A 15,977-nucleotide genomic window follows, 5' to 3' on the forward strand; every position below is an offset into this window, starting at 1 on the left:
CCGGAACTCCGGCGGGTGGGCAGCAGGCATCTCACGGACTCCTCTCTGAGACGATCATCGCCTCAACTCAGGTGTCCGGAAAAGCGGGTCAGGCTCCCAAGTTGAGCGGAGTTTGCAGCGGTCTGCGCCTGCGCGAACGCCTCCTCTGCCGTGAGTTTCAGCAACTCGAGTTCGGCGCTCGCGACTTCAGCCTGATCGGTGAGCGCCTGCGCGGTATTCCGGTCGAGAATAGCCCTTTCATAAGCGGCCTGTGACTGCTGGGTGAGTCTGCCCGCAATCCCCAGGGCGTCGAGCAGTTCCTCTGGTTCGCTGGAGGTCCACAGTCCAACGGCGAATCCGTCGCCGCTCGCCCGAGCGATCTGTGCTGCCATCTGTCCGGCACGCTGCGCGGAGATCTCTGCGGTCGCGGAAGCGGTGTCCGCCTGTTGCTGCAGGGTCCGTGTCTTCGCGGCGGCTGCCTGGAACTTCAGTTCGGCGTCCTTCCAAACAGCGCCCTTGATCTCCGCCTCGGCCTGGGTTCGAGCTGCCTCCGCCTCGAGTGCTGCTAGCTGGGATTCGATTTGGCGAATCATCGACTCCGCATTGGACACATCGTCGCGAGCGGCGCTGACTTCATCCCAGGTGGGATACTCCACGGCGAAAGCGGCCGAACCAGGAAGCAGAAGCGAGGCTGCGACAAACGCTCCTGTCGCCGCGGCCATCAACCGACGCGACCTGCGAAGCAACGCAGGACGTCGCCGCCTGACTCGAGACTCGCTCACTCGCCGGAACTCTGGTGAGGCCAACTCATCCGGGTTCATACGCTAACCTTCGACTTGAGCCACGCGTATGGGTCTGTCGTAGTAGTGCCGTCGAGGAGAATCTCGAAATGCAGGTGCGGCCCAGTTGACAACCCGGTCTGGCCAACTTGTCCAACAGTCTGGCCAACCCGAACTGATTCCCCGAGGGTCAGAGGCACCGACCCATCGAGCATGTGCTTATACCAACTCCGAACGATCTGACCGTCCACACGATGCTCGATCGTCACGAAGACCCCAGAGCTACCGCCGGATCCCATGTCGACAACGACCCCGTCGGCAATCGATTGAATTGGGGTGCCCTCGCCCGGGGCCATGTCAATACCGGCGTGCCAAGATCCACAACCAGCACATGGCTCTGGCCGGAATCCGTACCAGCTGGTGATAGGGACCCCCACCGTAAACGGCCATTGGATCGCAGAGTTCGGGTTATTGACGAACGTGGCGGACGTGAATTCGTACGGCCGCAGGTCATCTGCGGCCTTGACTATGGTGAAGGAATCGCGGCTCATCGGGACAGCCGCGCTCTCAGAGGTGGGAACGACCAGGGTCTGTACCACACCCGCCTTGGATGGGATGGTGAACGGCCCCGGCTCGGACCGATCGACGGCATAGGCGGGCAGGATATACGTCCCAGCCAGCATCGTCACGAGAACAACAGCGCTTCCCGTACGAAGTCCCTCGCGGAGCGCCGAACTGCGCCCGCCAACCTTCGGCCCGCGGACGATGCGGCCTCTCAGAAGTCGGCGTGGCCGAGTACGAGACTCGCCGTTTAGGGCTTGCCGTCGTGTGGGCAGAGGGGCCACGCCGTATGGCCATTCTTGGGGGTGCTGACTGTGCAACTTGAATCCAAACTCACTCGCAGGTCGCCACGCATCATCAGCGTGACTAGCCGGGATAAAACGGGGGATGGGCGGCTTCGGTGCCGCGGCACGCCAAACAAGCGGCCTTCAGGCACATCATCACGGACGCCCTGCCGTGGCCGTTCAGGGTCCGGTATTAGGTTCGGCTGACCGAGAGTCTGTGAAGATCGGGACGAGAAGTGGGCTGGAAAATCGCGAGACTGCGCCTGAGGACCTCCAGCGCTTCGCTGACGACCTTGCCCTTCGAGTCGACGACCACGCGCACCATGAGAATCAAGAGCGCGACAAGTAGCGCGAGTATGCAGGACAACGCAATCGTGTTGTGAGCAGGCGCGCACTCCTCGCACTCACCAGCGTCGCCTGCCGGAGTCGCCGACGTCGACTCCGGCCACATCGCCTCCGATGTGTCGCCAGTTGAGCTGCTGATCGCGCGAGCATCGCCCGCAATCGAAGGGTCATTGACCAGGAAGTGCATCGCCAGTAGTCCCACGAGGACAGCAGGGACGGTCAGAAGGGCGAGAAGGGCGCGCCTCCAACGGGATGGCAGAGTTCGGCCACTCATGGCTTTCGCGTGCATCTGACCGATTGACATCAGGAGAAGGTTAGTTGATTCGAGTGGACTGAAGGCTGCCAGAACACCGACAATGGGACGCGCGCGAATCGGGCCGTGCTTGAGCCCGTTGATGTTCAGAGCGATCCAGACACACCACTTATACCACTGGGGGGTATACTCAACCTTGCGCTGGCCGCGCGGTCGCCGGTCCAGCAGAAGGAGTAATACCGTGGAAGTGACTGTTGTTGTGGGTGCTGCATTGCTGACGGGTCTCCTGGGCTGGTACTTCTTTGCCCCGCGAGCCTCCAAGCGCGCGGGGCGCGGGGCGCGAAGAAGTACCAGGCCAGCAGAGCCGTCAGCACTACCGCAGCCACAACAACGATCACGATCACGTGACACTCCTCCTACTATGCCGGCCATCAACACCGCCAGCTGAAGCCAGCATATACCCCACAGGGGTATGCTGGGCAGATACAGGGCCGCAGATGTTCCGCCGACCGCCCCGGAGAGGACCGATCCATGACCAATTGGTACGTCATCACCGGAGGTCCTAGTTCGGGCAAGACGACGACCGTCGATATGCTGCGCGGCCTTGGCTACACGACCACGATCGAACACGCCCGGCACTACCTGGATCTCAAACGTGTCGAGGGGAAGACCGTCGAGGAAGTACGGGCGCGCCGACTCGAGTTCCAGCACGGAGTGCTTGCCATGCAGCTGGAGCAGGAAGCGAGCCTGGATCCCGACGAGACCATCTTCCTCGATCGCGCCATCCCAGACTCGCTGGCGTACTACAGATTCCTCGACATCGAGCCCGACGGGCAGCTACTCGACGCGCTCCGGCATGTCTCCTATTGAAAGACTTTCATCCTCGATCTGCTCCCCCTCGCCGCGGACTACGCCCGTACCGAGGACGCCGACGCGCAGCTGCGCATCCATGCCCTTCTCACCGAGGTATACCAGGACCTCCCGATCCCGGTTGTGAAAGTGCCAGTCCTCAGCCCGGCCGATCGAGTCGCGTACATCCTGGATCGGCTGTAGCTGCGCCAGCCGAGGTGCCGCCTGTGGAGGAGATCGCTCGTGCGATTCGCGCGCATTGCCAGCGGTCGAAGTTTGGTTGTTCTTGCGAATGCGTAGATGACTGTCTGGAGAGCAGGTGCGCCACCCTGTTCGTCAAGCCATCACTTCCCTGGACGGTTTAGCGCCCGACGACTTCCAAGGATTGCCGCGCGATCTCGAGTTCCTCGTCGGTGGGAACGACGAGTACCGCGACACGCGAGTCGGCACGGGAGACCACCCGCGCCCGGTTCCCGGTCGCCTGGTGTAGCCCCCTGTCGATCAGGATGCCGAGATCCTCGAGGCCGGCGAGCGTCGCGGCGCGTGTCGCAGGAGAGTTCTCCCCAACTGCGGCGGTAAAGACGATCGCGTCGGCGCCCCCGAGTTGGGCGAGGTACGCCCCGAGATAATGGCGCAGACGGTGATAGTAGACGTCGAGCGCCAGTGCGGCTTCGGCGTCACCCGCAGCCGCAGCGGACTGAATCTCGCGCATGTCCCCGGTGCCGGCGAGCCCCAGTAGGCCGCTCTCACGGGTGAGGATCGTATCCAGCTCGTCCCAGGAGAGCCCGGCGCGGCCGAGCTGCAAGATCACGCCAGGGTCGAGGTCGCCGGTACGGCTGCCCATTACGAGGCCCTCGAGCGGCGTCATCCCCATCGAGGTCTCCACAGAGCGGCCGGCGGACATCGCACACGCTGAGGCCCCGTTGCCCAAGTGGAACAGGATCAGTCGGAGCTCGGAGAGTGGGCGCCCCAGCAACTCCGCGGTGCGCGCGGAGACGTGCTGGTAGGAGATGCCGTGGAAGCCGTACCGGCGGATGCCGTGGCGCTCGGCGAGCCTCGCGGGAAGCGCGTAGGTGGACGCGGCTGGGGCGAGGCTCTGATGGAAGGCGGTGTCGAAGACCGCGACGTGGGAGATGGAGGGAAACGCGGAGCGGGTGGCACGGATTCCGGCGAGATTGACCGGGTTATGCAGCGGTGCGAGGGCAGAGAGCTCGCCGATCTGCTCCTCGACCTCTTCAGTGACCAGGGTTGCCTCCGTGAACCGGGTGCCGCCATGCACCACACGGTGGCCGATGACCGACAAGTTCTCGTCCTCGAGCCCGGCGACGATCGAGCGCATTGCATCCTTGTGATCGAGCCCGCCATCGCTGGACTGGCCGAGGCGCTCCACGATCCCGCCACGGACTTCGGTGCTAGAGCTCCCGTCGATGATCTTCCACTTGATGGACGATGAGCCGGCGTTGATGACGAGGGCAGTGGTCATGTTCGGCACGCGGAAACCTGTGTCGGTGCCATAGTCGTCGGATTCTATTGGATACGCAGTACCCGCGGGGCTGACCCTGGTCGCGAGGCCCGACTAGACTCTGGTAGATCGACTGGAGTTCAGGGAGGTGTGGATGGCGAGCATGACTACGCCCACACACCCCCGCGTCTGGCGGCGGCTGGCGATCGGTGTGCTCGGCGTTGCTGCACTCCTCATCTGTCTTCTTGCCATGAATCATGGCGCCAGCGACAACATAGGCGGTTCCGGCAAGGTTGCCGCCGCACAAAGTGTGCAGTCCGCTGAGAAAGTCATGACTCCCGTCCCGGATCGCGGTGTGGCCCTGCTGAGCGGCGAACAGTGCGGCGGGATGTGTGCGCCGAATGAGGTAGTCGCCGTGGCGTGCATGCTGGTCTTGCTGGTCACGGTGGTGCTCCTCGCCACCGACCTGATCATGACTCGCCGGACTTTCCTCCGCCAAGTTCTGGTCACCCTCGCCGCCAAGGCGGCTGCGCTTGCGCCGCCAGCGCCGCCCTCCCTTCACGTTCTCTCGATCAGTCGGACCTGATTCGTCGCTGTCCTGTCCAGAGACAGGTCCCGTGGTGTCCACGGTGACGTGCATCGGTCGATGCCTGGCTGATTGAGCGACTGCGACTTCTCCGAGCGCGCTCGCCTCGTTCCGTCCTCGGCGGCCCATGCCGAACCTCGCCGGTATCGGCGACCCTGCATCAGTTGCGCAACGGTACCCGCGCCCCCAGTACCCGGCCGCGGGTAGGCCGCTTCCCCTTTGACGGATCTTCCGTCCCTTGTCCCGCGGGCGTCCGCGTCCGAGAGAGTGAATCTTGAGTTATTCCGACTTCCATAGCGGCGCCAACCCTCGTCGCCGCGATCTTCACCGACCCAGAGCGACCAGGCGACAACCTCGGCTAGGGATTCGTGTTGTTCGCCGCATCCTGACCTTCGACCTGAAGATCGTTGCGGCTGCGGTCTGCGCCGCCCTTCTGGTCGTCCCCCTGGGGCTCCCGGCCTATGCACTCAGCACGGTGGACCAGTCGGCGCCTACAACGCGCCCGGACGGGCCACCCCAAACGCTGATGGTTGCTGCAGATGTTCCAGACACGGCGGTGAACCGCGACACCTACTTGGTGATGCGAACGGTCCCGGGAGGGCTTCGGCCGTATTCGACAACTGCAGACACCTTTGCCAACGATCCCACCTCGTCGATCCAGTGGCCCTTCGTCGTCGGGGTGCCGATCAGTAGCTGGTTCGGGTACCGGACTGATCCGTGGCCCGGATTCCACAGCGGCCTGGACATGAACCCCGGCGTCGGGACCCCGGTACAGGCGATCGCCGACGGCGTCGTCTCCGAAGCCAGCGACGGAGGCAATTCCTACGGCGTGTACGTCGTCATCGACCACGTCATCGACGGGCAGAAGGTCAGCAGTCTGTACGCGCACATGCTCTCGGGCTCACGAACCCTCAACGTGGGGGATCGGGTGACGGTTGCCCAGACGGTTGGACTCGTCGGCAGCACCGGGCTCAGCACAGGCGCACATCTGCACTTCGAGGTCCGGCTCAACGGAACGGACGCCATCGATCCCTACGCCTGGTTGAAAGAGAAGGTCGGATCGTGACGCGGCGTTCTCTCCCGCTGGCTACCGGTGCTCGGCGGGCACGGGCGGGGCTCTTCCTCTTGGCCGCTGTTGCGCTCGCCGTAGGTCTGAGCGGCTGCACACCCGAGTCCACCACCCTCACAAATATCGGCGGAGGTGACTACGTGACGGGCACCGAGACCATTACCGAGATCCCCTGGGCTGAGAGAGGATCCCGAATCTCTTTCGCGGGAGAACTCGACACCGGCGGCACGGCGAGCTCCGACGATTGGCTCGGGTCGGTTGTCGTAGTCAACTTCTGGTACGCCGCGTGCCCGCCATGCCGGGCAGAAGCGCCCGATCTGGAGTCGCTGCATCAGCAGTTCCTTCCCGACGGTGTGGTGTTCATCGGGGTCGATGTGCGCGACGAAGCCACCACGGCGCTTGCCTTCGCCGACACGTTCGGGATCACCTACCCCTCGATCCTCGACACCGGCAGCGGAGAGGTTCAGCTCGCGTTCGCGGGGCAGATCGCTCCGAACGCCGTACCGACAACCATCGTCCTCGACCGCGAGGGGCGCGTGGCGTCACGCATCATCGGCAAGATCCCCGATCGATCGGTGCTGGAGACCCTCATCGAAGACGTGGTGGGAGAAGAAGGATGACCTTTCCGCAGATACCCGTGTCGATTCCGAGTCCGGATATCAGCTACATCGACCTCGGCCCGTTTCGGCTCCACTTCTACGCCGTTTTCATTCTCGCCGGCATCGTCCTTGCGGTGCTTCTCACCGGCCGCCGGATTCGCGCCGGAGGCTATCAGGGTGGCGAAGCGATCGACATCGCGCTGTGGGCGGTCCCGTTCGGAATCGTCGGTGCGCGCCTCTACCACGTCGTCACTCACCCGGGGGATTACTTCTATCCGGGAGCTGATCTGCTCAAGGTCCTCTACGTGTGGGAGGGAGGCATTGCGATCTTCGGCGCCGTCGTGTTCGGTCTCGTCGGCGTGTGGATCGGCGCGCGCCGAACCAAGATCCCCTTCCTGGTCTTCCTCGACGCGCTGGCCCCCGGAATGCTGATCGCTCAAGCGATCGGTCGCATCGGCAACTACTTCAACCAGGAGCTCTACGGATCCCCGACGACACTCCCGTGGGGCCTGCAGATCGACTCGACCAGCCCGGCGTTCCCCGCCGGCCTGCCCGACGACACTCTGTTCCACCCCCTGTTCCTCTACGAGCTTGTCTGGAACCTGGCGGGCGCGGCCACCATCTTGTTGGCCGAACGCACCGCCCACCTCGACCGCCGTCCTCACCTGGGCACTGGTTTCAGCCTTGGCCTCTATCTGCTGTGGTATGGCGTTGGCCGCGCATGGTTCGAGTCGTTCCGCCTGGACCCGACCGAACTCCTGATAGCGGGAGTCAAGATCAATCTCCTCACAGCACTCGTATCCGCGATGGCCGGCATCTTCCTGCTTGTCAACGCTCGACGACTCGAACGACGACGTACACACGCGCCCAGCGGCGAGCCCGCTGCGGAGGAGTCATGACCCGCATCCAGGACGCGCGCCTGGCGAGTGGAACCGTCCGACCGGACCGCCCGGCCGATCACGTCGACCAGTCCGAAGAGATCATCCGCACGCCGCAGCTGGGGCCAGCCGGATGGGCCCGCTGGGCGTGGCGGCAACTCACCTCCATGCGCACGGCGCTGCTATTGCTGCTGCTGCTAGCCCTCGCCGCCATTCCTGGCTCGTTGGTCCCTCAGCGCAGCGCCGACCCCAACGGGGTTATTCAATACTTCGCACGAGACCCAGCCGCCGCCGAACTGCTCGACAGGCTCCAGGCTTTCGACGTCTATTCCTCGGTGTGGTTCTCCGCTATCTATCTCCTCCTGTTCCTGTCGTTGATCGGATGCGTCGTGCCCCGCATTCGGCACCACGTCAAGGCGATGCTCGCGGCACCCCCTTCCACTCCGAAGAATCTCTCGCGCCTCCCCGCTCACCGGCAGGACATCCTCGATGACGTCACCCTGATCCAGGCGGTCGATGGGGCCGAACGCGAGCTCCGCAGCTTGCGCTACCGCGTCCTGCGAGTCGACGAAGCAGAGGGACAAGTCGTCAGTCTCGCGGCTGAACGCGGGTACCTGCGCGAGACAGGCAATCTGATCTTCCACCTCGCGCTGTTAGGTGTATTGATTACCGTCGCGGTCGGTGGTGGTTTCAAGTACACCGGCCAGCGCGTTCTCGTGGAGGGGCAGACCTTCGTCAACTCGCGGTTGGCGTTCGACAGCTTCAACGCCGGGCGCTTCATCACCGACAGCTCCCTCCCGCCGTTCTCCCTGACTCTCGACCGTTTCACGGTCAGCTACGTCACCGACAACGTCAACGCGCTCGGTCTTGCCAGTTCGTTCACCGCCGACGTCTCAGTCAATCGCCAAGGGGCCGACTCCCCCACGAACGCCAGAATCGAAGTGAACAGCCCGCTGACGGTGGACGGGTCGGAGATATACCTGTTGGGGAACGGGTACGCGCCGCGCATCACTGTCCGCGACCCAAGTGGAAAGGTCGTCTTCAGCGACACGGTGCCATTCCTGCCGCAGGATTCCAACCTCACCAGTCTCGGTGTCGTGAAGGTTCCCGACGGACTTACCGGGCAAGTGGGCATGATCGGATTCTTCTACCCGACCCGAGCCACGACATCGTCAGGCGCGTCGTACTCGAGTTACCCCGACCTCGTCCTGCCGGTGCTCACCCTGAACGTCTACGTCGGTAATCTGGGATTGGACGCGGGGAACCCCAAGTCGGTCTACAAACTCGACACCTCCGGCATGACCGAAGTCGCTGGCGGCGACTCGGGTGTGGCTGCTCTCGAACTCACTCCCGACGCGGAGGTCGAGTTGCCGGGCGGCCTCGGAACCGTCCAACTCGAGGACATCCCTCGATTCGCGTCGTTCGACATCGCCCACGACCCGACTCAAGTCCCGGTCCTGATCGCAGCGATCACCGCCCTCGTCGGCCTGGGCCTGTCCCTCTTCGTTCCCCGGCGACGGGTCTGGGTTCGGGCGACGCAATGGGGAGGCACAGTACGTCTGGAATACGGCGGGCTCGCTCGCGGCGATGATCCCCAGCTGCTCCCCTCGGTCGAGAACCTCGCCCACCGAATCGCCAACCGCCTGCCGCCCACAACGAAGGAGCCCACATGACCGCCACCCTCGACCCGATCTCTCTCCTGTTGGTCTACTCGGCGATCATCGTCTACGTCGCTGCCTTCGTCAGCTACGTCGCGGATCTCGCATCGCAGACCACGAAACCGACCAGACACCTGGTGACCGTCGGAGGCCCCCCTGACGGCCGACAAGTCGGCGAAAGCCGCACGGAAACAGCTGAGCGGCCCAGTCGAGCATCCCGCATTGGCTACGCCCTCACCGCACTGGCCGGGGTCCTGCACCTCGCCGCAGTCGTGATCCGCGGTATCGCGGCCGCGCGGGTGCCCTGGGCCAACATGTTCGAGTTCTCCATCACGGGCACCGCGCTCATCATCGCAGTGTTTCTCCTGGTGTCCCGCCGAACCCGCATCGTCGTCCTCGGCCCCGTCGTCGTCGGACTCGTCGTGCTCCTCCTCGGGGTCGCGACCGTGGCGTTCTACGTGCCGGTCATCCCGCTGCCACCAGCACTGCAGTCCGCGTGGCTCGTCATCCACGTGCTGGTCGCACTCTTAGCGACGTCATTCTTCGGAATCGCGGCAGTGCTGAGCGTCACCCAGCTCGTCAAAGCCCGCCACGAGAAGCGAAACGCCGCCACCGGTCGTCCTGCGCGGCTGCTCGACGCGATCCCGGGGACCGAACAGCTCGACAGGCTCGCCTACCGGCTGACCATCATCGGATTCGCGCTCTGGACATTCACTCTGATGGCCGGCGCAATTTGGGCAGGACGAGCCTGGGGCCGTTACTGGGGCTGGGACGTCAAGGAGGTATGGACCTTCGTCATCTGGGTGATCTACGCCGCCTACATCCACGCGAAAGCCACCCGCGGATGGCACGGCAACCGCGCCGCCTGGTTGTCGGTAGTCGGCTTCGCGGCAGTGCTGTTCAACTTCGGAGTCGTGAACGTCTTCTTCACCGGTCTGCACTCCTACTCCGGCCTGTGAGCACACGATCTCATCAAGAAAGGAAGAACCAATTGGCTGCCAAGAAAACTACTGAAAGCAGTCCCAACGACTTCGAACGCAGTTGGAGGATCCATCGCCGACTGGTGCGTCTCGGACAGGTCTTCATGATCGTGGGTGCGGTCGTCGCAGCCACTCATTGGCTGGCCCACATCGAAGCCTTCGGACCAGGGCAGCCCCCCGGCTGGCTCGATCTCGTGGCCGGGTACCCAACCGGCGCCCTGCTTCTGGTGGCCGGCGCCATCCTGGCGGGCCGGAAGCGCCCATCAAAGCAGGTCCGATGAAGCCCACCACAGCGTCGCGGAGCACAAACCTCACGATCAAGCAGCGTCGGGCGGCCAAGCGCGAGGAGAAGCTTGCGAAGTTTCATCTGCAGCAGAAGCGGAGCCAGCGTAACCGTCGAATCGCCGCGATCTCGATTCCGGTCGCGGTGGTCGCCATCGCGGCGGCGATCGTCCTGTCGGTGATCCTTATCCCAAAGCCACCGAGCTACACCGCCGGAGGCTCCGGAGCGGCGATCGAAGGGGTGGAGAAGGTCGACAATACCTCTGCCCATGTTGAGACGCCGGTTGCCTACGCCCAGACGCCGCCTGCGGGCGGGAGCCACAGTCCGGTCTGGCTAAACTGCGGCATCTACACCCAGGCCGTCCCCAACGAGAACGCCGTTCATTCGCTCGAGCATGGCGCGATCTGGGTCACCTACGACCCTTCGCTGGCTGCAAGTCAGCTGGATGCGCTTCGGTCAAAGTTTCCGAGGACCCAGGTGATCCTCTCTCCGTACGATGGGCTTCCCGCGCCCATCGTGCTCAGCGGGTGGAATGTCCAGCTGGCGGTCGAGAGCGCCGATGACTCGCGAATTGCGACCTTCTTCGAAGAGTACTGGAACGGTGAGAACGCTCCAGAACCTGGTGCATCGTGCACTGGCGGAGTCGACGGATGACCTCGATGCGCATAGCGGGATGCAATGAGTGAGGTGATCGGGAGCGGCCAGCTCTGGCTCGCGATCCCGCTGGCGTTGCTCGCTGGGTTGGTGTCTTTCGCGTCGCCGTGTGTGCTTCCCCTCGTCCCTGGATATCTCGGCTACGTCACCGGCTCATCGGCGACCACCTCACGATGGCGCCCGGTGATCGGCGTCGGCCTGTTCATCCTCGGCTTCGCTCTGGTGTTCGTTGCCTATGGAGCCGCCTTCGGTACCCTCGGCAGCTGGCTCATCCGCTGGCAGGATCTCCTGACCCGGATCCTCGGCGTGGTGGTCATCATCATGGGCCTGGTGTTCATCGGTATGTTCCGGCTCTTCCAACGCACCGCGAAACTCTCGATCACTCCACGAACCGGACTCGCCGGCGCCCCGTTGCTGGGCATCGTGTTCGGCCTCGGCTGGACCCCGTGCCTCGGCCCGACGCTCGCCGCGATCTCCGCCCTCAGCATCGGCACCGGCACCGCCCTCCGCGGTGCACTCCTCACCGCTGTCTACAGCGTCGGCCTCGGCCTGCCCTTCCTCCTGCTCGCCGCCGGGCTGGGCTGGGCGACAACCACGGTAGCGTTCCTGCGCCGCCACATCCGGGCAATAAACATTGTCGGCGGGGTGACCATGATCGCGATCGGGGGACTTATGGTCACTGGCGTCTGGACAACCATCCTGTACTCACTACAGTCGCTCATCGGCGGGACGGTACTGCCAATATGAGGAACGCCGCGCCCCAGCACAGACGCCCCCACTGGCCGCTGATCGTTGCGATCACCGTCCCGCCGATAGCCTTCGCCGTGATCCTGGCAGTCATGGTGTCCAGCCCCGCACCCACGTCCGAGGACATGTGGGTCGGCGCCACCGCCTACGGTCCCACCAGCACTGCTCCGACCGCCGACGTTCAGGTGATCCACAACGCCCTCCACGATATCGGCGCACAATGCCTCGAAGCCACGCCTAACCTGGGCATCATCGAGTCGGATGTCGACCTCATCTTCGCGTTCTCGGCACGGTACCCGGTCGGCCGGTTTCCCATCGACGATGAGACCGCGACCGCCTCATCCCTCCTCCTGGTCACCCGGGACGCCGTGAAGGACTGCGCCCCGGCAGAAGTGGAACGCCTCGACGCTGCCCGCCGCGGGCTGTAGTCGCGTAGCTGCGTGGTAGACACCGTTCCTGGACTACGACCTCGAGATCCGCAAGGTGATCTGCTCCACAAACACGATCGAATCCCTCAACGCGCGGTATCGGCGTGCGGTGCGGGCGCGAGGAAGGCGATCACCGCGCTCTGCCATCGGTCGGGGTCGGAGTTCCACGAGAGCGTGTGTCCTGCTTCGAAGACCTCTAGCGAAACAAGGCCGGGCCGAGAATCTCGAAGTGCTTGTGAGTGCCGTATCGGTACGGAGTCGTCGTGGATGCCGTGGAGGATGAGCGCGGGAGTGGTGAGTTCCTCGGCGCGGGACGTCCAGTCAAAGGATCGGAGCGGGATGCGCTCGGGCAGGCAGACCATGCGAGCCAGGGGGCGGATCGTCAGCCACGGGATCGCGAGGCTGCCCGCGGCTGCGGGGAGTCCGCTGCGGGTGCAGTTCGCTTTGATGACTTCGGTCCAGTCGAGCACGGGTGAGTCGAGTACCAGACCTGCGATGCTGCGGCGATGTGGCGAGTGGTGAGCGAGTTGCAGCGCGATGGCGGCACCCATCGACCATCCGAAGAGCACGACCTGTCGGGCTCCGTGCCGCATCGCGTACTCGATGGCGGCCTCGGCGTCGTCGGTCTCGGTGAAGCCGAGCGTTGAGCGGTCGTTGCCGACTCTCGGGCCTTCGCCGTCGGCCCGGTAGGTGATGACGAGCGAGGTATAGCCGCGCTCGGTTGCGGCGAGCACACCGCGAAGTGTTCCGGCGCGGAGACTGCCGAGGCCATGTATGTGGATCGCCCACGTCGAACTGGCGCTGTCGCCGTCGATGCGCCAGGCGGGGGCAGGCCCCGCGGGAGTGTCGATGGTGATGTCGTGTGCGTGGAGGCCGGCGTCGCGGGGGGTCGCGTAGTAGATGCCGCTCCACGAGACGCGATCGCCAGCCCTGAGAGTGAGTTCCGGTGCAGTGCTCGTCACCTGTCGCGCGATCAGGGTCGGTCCACGGTCGAGCACGTCCGCAGAGAGTTGCGCCCAACCTCCGCTCTCGAACCAGAGGTTGTAAATGCCTTTGGCGGTGGTCTGCTGGGTTCGGTCGAGCACGATGAGACAGCCGTCACCGTCGTGTTCCACCTTGCGGACGGTCAGGTCGTATCTTCGCGTGCTGGGGGCTGTCAGCCGCCGCGCGATCACCCAGCCGACCCCCAACCCGGCAGCCGCAATGAGCCCGGCACCTAGTGCGACCCGACGCATCACGCGCTGTCCCCGTCGTCGACCTGGCTCACTGGCGAAGCGGTGGTCTGTGTCGCCCTCGTGTCAAGTCCGAGGAGGTGGCTCTCGGCGCGATCCAGCAGTGCGCGCTCGGTTGCGCTGACGTCGAAGGTAACGCGCGGGTCGATCATCGCGTCGCGGATCTCGACGATCTCTCGGTGTAGACGGCTCTCCAGGTCATCCGCGCCCGCAGCGAGCGGGTCTGCTTGGCTCAGCCCAGGCCGCACGAGGGCCGCCCGCTTCCACAGAGGCTCCAACTGTGCCGCGAGGCCGGCGGTGCGCTTCCGGCGCATGTCGTGCTGGGCGCGACGGACGGCTGGCTGCACGGCGAAGCCCGCGCATAGGAATAGGAACGCGAGCAAAGAGAGCGGTTCGTAGGCTGGCTGGACGGCACGCATGAGATCGAGTTGGCCGGTGACGTGTGCGACGTCCATCGTCAGCACTGCCAGGCACAGTGCGCCGCCGAGCGCCGATCCCAGGCTCAGCAGCCCTGCGGGGAGTCGCTGGATGCCGGAGCTACGCAGGTACTGCCGCGCGGCGAGGATCATCATCGTCGTGATGACGAGGAAGAAGTAGCTGAAGTTGATGATCGAGTAGGTCGCTGCCGCGGGTTGCGCGCCGAAGTCGATCATGAATCGAGTCGTGGTTGCGCCTCGGTCGATGAACATGAATGTCGTAGTGATCGCGAGAAGCGAGATGACGAGCACCGGGATGCCCACGGCGGCCCGCACGAACCTGGGTCGGTACTCGTCGGCCTTCATGACGCCGCGACCGAGGAAGAAGATCCCGGTCATCAGCAGCCCATCCGCAACGAGGGTGGTGACATTCGTTCCACCAAGAAGCGGATCGGTGGCGAGGTAGATAGCGTCGACGTTCAGGGTCATCGCGACGGCGATCGTGACGGAGGCGTAGGTGATGCTTCGATCCGCCCGTTTGCGGCGGAAGATGAGCAGGCTCGCCACGAGCGCCCACATGAGCGTCGCGACGAGCGTCTGGATCAACCGAAAATCTCCGAATAGCGCGACTCGGCAAACACCGATCCTCGGATGCCGGCAGCCAGCCGATCAGCGAGGGACTCGGCAGCGATCTCCGTCTCACTGTCAATGTCCTGCCGCTTGAGCAGGCGTCCGCGCGTGTGGGGAGGGATGTTGGGCAGCAAGACATCCCCGGCCGTGCAGTCATCGCCCTCCGTGTGACCAAGGATCATGTGGGCGAACTCGTGAAGGACGAACTGCTGGCGGTGCAGCGTGGAGTCGCTGCGTGCGTGGAGCACGAAGTCTTCGGTGTCGGTGACCAACCAGAGCGCACAGATGCCGTCGCGGGTGTCGAGGTCGGCGAGTTCTACGACACGGAGTCTGCGATGGCGCCTCTCTTGAACGGCCTGGAGAAGGTGCTCAAGCGTGAACCTGCTGCCGAGCCGAAGTTCGGCGACGGCCGCCGAAACGGTCTCCTCGGTGTTCACGGTTGCCTCCTTTCGGCCGAGCATGTACTGATCTCTGCTCTGCGGCGCGCGAAGCCCGTCAGGGCTCAGGTGTGCGCGTCAACTCCTCATCTAGGAACGTGCTGATGGCTTGAAGTGCTCTCGGCGAGATGTCGCCGAGAGTGCGGGCGGCGTAGGACTTCACCTTCGCCGCGCGCATCGAACGCACGAGGTCGAGCTGAGCGGAGACCTTCTCGGGAGTAGCCGCGCCGCTCTCACCCGAGAGAAAGGCAGCATCGACATCGAAGAAGGCAGCGAGCCCCTCGAAGATGGCGGGGTCTTGAACGTATCGGTGGCCGTTGACCATGTACGTCCATCGTGACCGCGACAGGCTGATGCCACGTCGTCTCAAGTAGTCCGCGATCTGCGTGTAGGTCGGCTCGGAGCCAGACTCAGCGACGGCGACATCCATCAGGAGGCGCAGGCGCTTGGCGAGGTCGTCAGCCGCAGCCTGACTTTCGTCTTCGTTCATCCTCGCTGACCCCCTTCCCTACGCCAGGGCCAAGGCATGGGCGCAGTCCACCCAAGGGCGCTTGTGCATGCCCAAACCTACCGTTTGAGCATGCACAAATCAACTGTTGCGCATGCTCAGCATCCGATGTTAGAACGGGACTCGGAACGGTTTGAGCATGCTCAACGCGCGGCCCGGTCAGCGAGAGGAGACGAATCCATGAGCACAACGCCATCCCGCAGCCGCCAGGACATGGCCTGGGGTCGCGTACTGGCTGGTGGTGTTCCCGTGTGCCGCATCGTCGGTGACGTCCCGCTGAGTGGTGGAGTTTCTGGACACCGTGCGAGATCTAGCTGAGTTGATTATGCCGCGGTCAGTTCCGGGATCGCCACCTCCTCG

The 15,977-nt window shown here is 64.3% G+C and carries 18 protein-coding genes and 1 pseudogene; 11 read left to right on the forward strand and 8 right to left on the reverse strand.

The window, feature by feature from the left end:
* Positions 1-62: 62 nt before the first annotated feature.
* The 3 genes from PYV02_RS14985 to PYV02_RS14990 all read right to left on the reverse strand — a co-directional run bounded on the left by PYV02_RS14985 (position 63) and on the right by PYV02_RS14990 (position 2,252).
* Positions 63-701 carry a hypothetical protein gene (locus PYV02_RS14985; protein ID WP_275759875.1) on the reverse strand — a complete coding sequence of 213 codons (639 nt, stop codon included), beginning with the start codon at positions 699-701 and terminating at the stop codon, positions 63-65.
* A gap of 95 nt (positions 702-796) precedes the next feature.
* Positions 797-1,441, reverse strand: a complete 645-nt coding sequence (locus PYV02_RS15430; RefSeq protein ID WP_420833645.1) for a M23 family metallopeptidase — start codon at positions 1,439-1,441, stop codon at positions 797-799.
* A 355-nt stretch (positions 1,442-1,796) separates the two neighbouring features.
* The gene (locus tag PYV02_RS14990) at positions 1,797-2,252 is read right to left on the reverse strand and encodes a DUF6153 family protein (RefSeq protein ID WP_275759877.1); all 456 of its coding nucleotides are present in this window, start codon (positions 2,250-2,252) and stop codon (positions 1,797-1,799) included.
* Between the two features lie 480 nt (positions 2,253-2,732).
* Between PYV02_RS14990 and PYV02_RS14995 the strand changes: the two genes are divergently transcribed.
* Entirely contained in the window at positions 2,733-3,071 is a 339-nt protein-coding gene (locus tag PYV02_RS14995; protein ID WP_275759878.1) for an ATP/GTP-binding protein, read from the forward strand.
* Between the two features lie 340 nt (positions 3,072-3,411).
* Here PYV02_RS14995 and PYV02_RS15000 read toward each other — a convergent pair whose 3' ends face one another.
* On the reverse strand, positions 3,412-4,533 hold the full coding sequence (locus PYV02_RS15000) for an acetate/propionate family kinase (RefSeq protein WP_275759879.1): 1,122 nt from the start codon (positions 4,531-4,533) through the stop codon (positions 3,412-3,414).
* Positions 4,534-4,675: 142 nt separating this feature from the next.
* On the opposite strand from PYV02_RS15000, the gene PYV02_RS15005 reads away from it, so the two are divergent.
* From PYV02_RS15005 to PYV02_RS15050, 10 genes and pseudogenes are all read left to right on the forward strand, one after another.
* Positions 4,676-5,098, forward strand: coding sequence for a hypothetical protein (locus PYV02_RS15005; RefSeq protein ID WP_275759880.1), 423 nt, complete (start codon positions 4,676-4,678; stop codon positions 5,096-5,098).
* Between the two features lie 274 nt (positions 5,099-5,372).
* Positions 5,373-6,164 (forward strand): M23 family metallopeptidase, encoded by a 792-nt coding sequence (locus PYV02_RS15010; RefSeq protein WP_275759882.1) that lies wholly within the window; start codon positions 5,373-5,375, stop codon positions 6,162-6,164.
* Positions 6,165-6,307: 143 nt separating this feature from the next.
* Complete coding sequence (locus PYV02_RS15015; protein WP_275759883.1) at positions 6,308-6,787, forward strand: TlpA family protein disulfide reductase; 480 nt, start codon at positions 6,308-6,310, stop codon at positions 6,785-6,787.
* Positions 6,784-7,665 carry a prolipoprotein diacylglyceryl transferase gene (gene lgt / locus PYV02_RS15020; protein ID WP_275759884.1) on the forward strand — a complete coding sequence of 294 codons (882 nt, stop codon included), beginning with the start codon at positions 6,784-6,786 and terminating at the stop codon, positions 7,663-7,665. Before PYV02_RS15015 ends, lgt begins: the two co-directional genes overlap by 4 nt.
* Positions 7,662-9,317: a cytochrome c biogenesis protein ResB gene (gene resB / locus PYV02_RS15025; RefSeq protein ID WP_275759885.1), complete on the forward strand. Its 1,656-nt coding sequence runs from the start codon at positions 7,662-7,664 to the stop codon at positions 9,315-9,317. Before lgt ends, resB begins: the two co-directional genes overlap by 4 nt.
* Positions 9,314-10,261, forward strand: coding sequence for a c-type cytochrome biogenesis protein CcsB (gene ccsB, locus PYV02_RS15030; RefSeq protein ID WP_275759886.1), 948 nt, complete (start codon positions 9,314-9,316; stop codon positions 10,259-10,261). The genes resB and ccsB overlap by 4 nt, the downstream gene beginning before the upstream one ends.
* 298 nt (positions 10,262-10,559) lie before the next feature.
* Positions 10,560-11,219, forward strand: a complete 660-nt coding sequence (locus tag PYV02_RS15035; protein WP_275759887.1) for a DUF3105 domain-containing protein — start codon at positions 10,560-10,562, stop codon at positions 11,217-11,219.
* Between the two features lie 24 nt (positions 11,220-11,243).
* Complete coding sequence (locus PYV02_RS15040; protein ID WP_275759888.1) at positions 11,244-11,966, forward strand: cytochrome c biogenesis CcdA family protein; 723 nt, start codon at positions 11,244-11,246, stop codon at positions 11,964-11,966.
* A gap of 77 nt (positions 11,967-12,043) precedes the next feature.
* Positions 12,044-12,394, forward strand: a complete 351-nt coding sequence (locus tag PYV02_RS15045; protein WP_275759889.1) for a hypothetical protein — start codon at positions 12,044-12,046, stop codon at positions 12,392-12,394.
* Between the two features lie 22 nt (positions 12,395-12,416).
* Positions 12,417-12,518, forward strand: a pseudogene (locus tag PYV02_RS15050) (transposase); the annotation flags it as partial.
* On the opposite strand, the gene PYV02_RS15055 reads toward PYV02_RS15050, so the two are convergent.
* The 4 genes from PYV02_RS15055 to PYV02_RS15070 all read right to left on the reverse strand — a co-directional run bounded on the left by PYV02_RS15055 (position 12,481) and on the right by PYV02_RS15070 (position 15,599).
* Complete coding sequence (locus PYV02_RS15055) at positions 12,481-13,509, reverse strand: alpha/beta hydrolase (RefSeq protein WP_275759891.1); 1,029 nt, start codon at positions 13,507-13,509, stop codon at positions 12,481-12,483. The pseudogene PYV02_RS15050 and the gene PYV02_RS15055 overlap by 38 nt on opposite strands.
* Positions 13,510-13,628: 119 nt before the next feature.
* Positions 13,629-14,648 (reverse strand): DUF6545 domain-containing protein, encoded by a 1,020-nt coding sequence (locus tag PYV02_RS15060; protein ID WP_275759893.1) that lies wholly within the window; start codon positions 14,646-14,648, stop codon positions 13,629-13,631.
* Positions 14,645-15,109 (reverse strand): hypothetical protein, encoded by a 465-nt coding sequence (locus PYV02_RS15065; RefSeq protein WP_275759894.1) that lies wholly within the window; start codon positions 15,107-15,109, stop codon positions 14,645-14,647. Before PYV02_RS15065 ends, PYV02_RS15060 begins: the two co-directional genes overlap by 4 nt.
* A gap of 58 nt (positions 15,110-15,167) precedes the next feature.
* Positions 15,168-15,599, reverse strand: coding sequence for a hypothetical protein (locus PYV02_RS15070; protein WP_275759895.1), 432 nt, complete (start codon positions 15,597-15,599; stop codon positions 15,168-15,170).
* Positions 15,600-15,977 lie beyond the last annotated feature (378 nt).

Source organism: Antiquaquibacter metalliresistens, assembly GCF_029211225.1.
Lineage (GTDB): Bacteria > Actinomycetota > Actinomycetes > Actinomycetales > Microbacteriaceae > Rhodoglobus > Rhodoglobus metalliresistens.

Bases quoted from the DNA above. Each gene is read 5' to 3' on its own strand.
- PYV02_RS14985 (WP_275759875.1), bottom strand. From the start codon at position 701: ATGGCCGCGGCGACAGGAGCGTTTGTCGCAGCCTCGCTTCTGCTTCCT.
- PYV02_RS15430 (WP_420833645.1), bottom strand. From the start codon at position 1,441: ATGCTGGCTGGGACGTATATCCTGCCCGCCTATGCCGTCGATCGGTCC.
- PYV02_RS14990 (WP_275759877.1), bottom strand. From the start codon at position 2,252: ATGTCAATCGGTCAGATGCACGCGAAAGCCATGAGTGGCCGAACTCTG.
- PYV02_RS14995 (WP_275759878.1), top strand. From the start codon at position 2,733: ATGACCAATTGGTACGTCATCACCGGAGGTCCTAGTTCGGGCAAGACG.
- PYV02_RS15000 (WP_275759879.1), bottom strand. From the start codon at position 4,533: ATGACCACTGCCCTCGTCATCAACGCCGGCTCATCGTCCATCAAGTGG.
- PYV02_RS15005 (WP_275759880.1), top strand. From the start codon at position 4,676: ATGACTACGCCCACACACCCCCGCGTCTGGCGGCGGCTGGCGATCGGT.
- lgt (WP_275759884.1), top strand. From the start codon at position 6,784: ATGACCTTTCCGCAGATACCCGTGTCGATTCCGAGTCCGGATATCAGC.
- resB (WP_275759885.1), top strand. From the start codon at position 7,662: ATGACCCGCATCCAGGACGCGCGCCTGGCGAGTGGAACCGTCCGACCG.
- ccsB (WP_275759886.1), top strand. From the start codon at position 9,314: ATGACCGCCACCCTCGACCCGATCTCTCTCCTGTTGGTCTACTCGGCG.
- PYV02_RS15035 (WP_275759887.1), top strand. From the start codon at position 10,560: ATGAAGCCCACCACAGCGTCGCGGAGCACAAACCTCACGATCAAGCAG.
- PYV02_RS15040 (WP_275759888.1), top strand. From the start codon at position 11,244: ATGAGTGAGGTGATCGGGAGCGGCCAGCTCTGGCTCGCGATCCCGCTG.
- PYV02_RS15070 (WP_275759895.1), bottom strand. From the start codon at position 15,599: ATGAACGAAGACGAAAGTCAGGCTGCGGCTGACGACCTCGCCAAGCGC.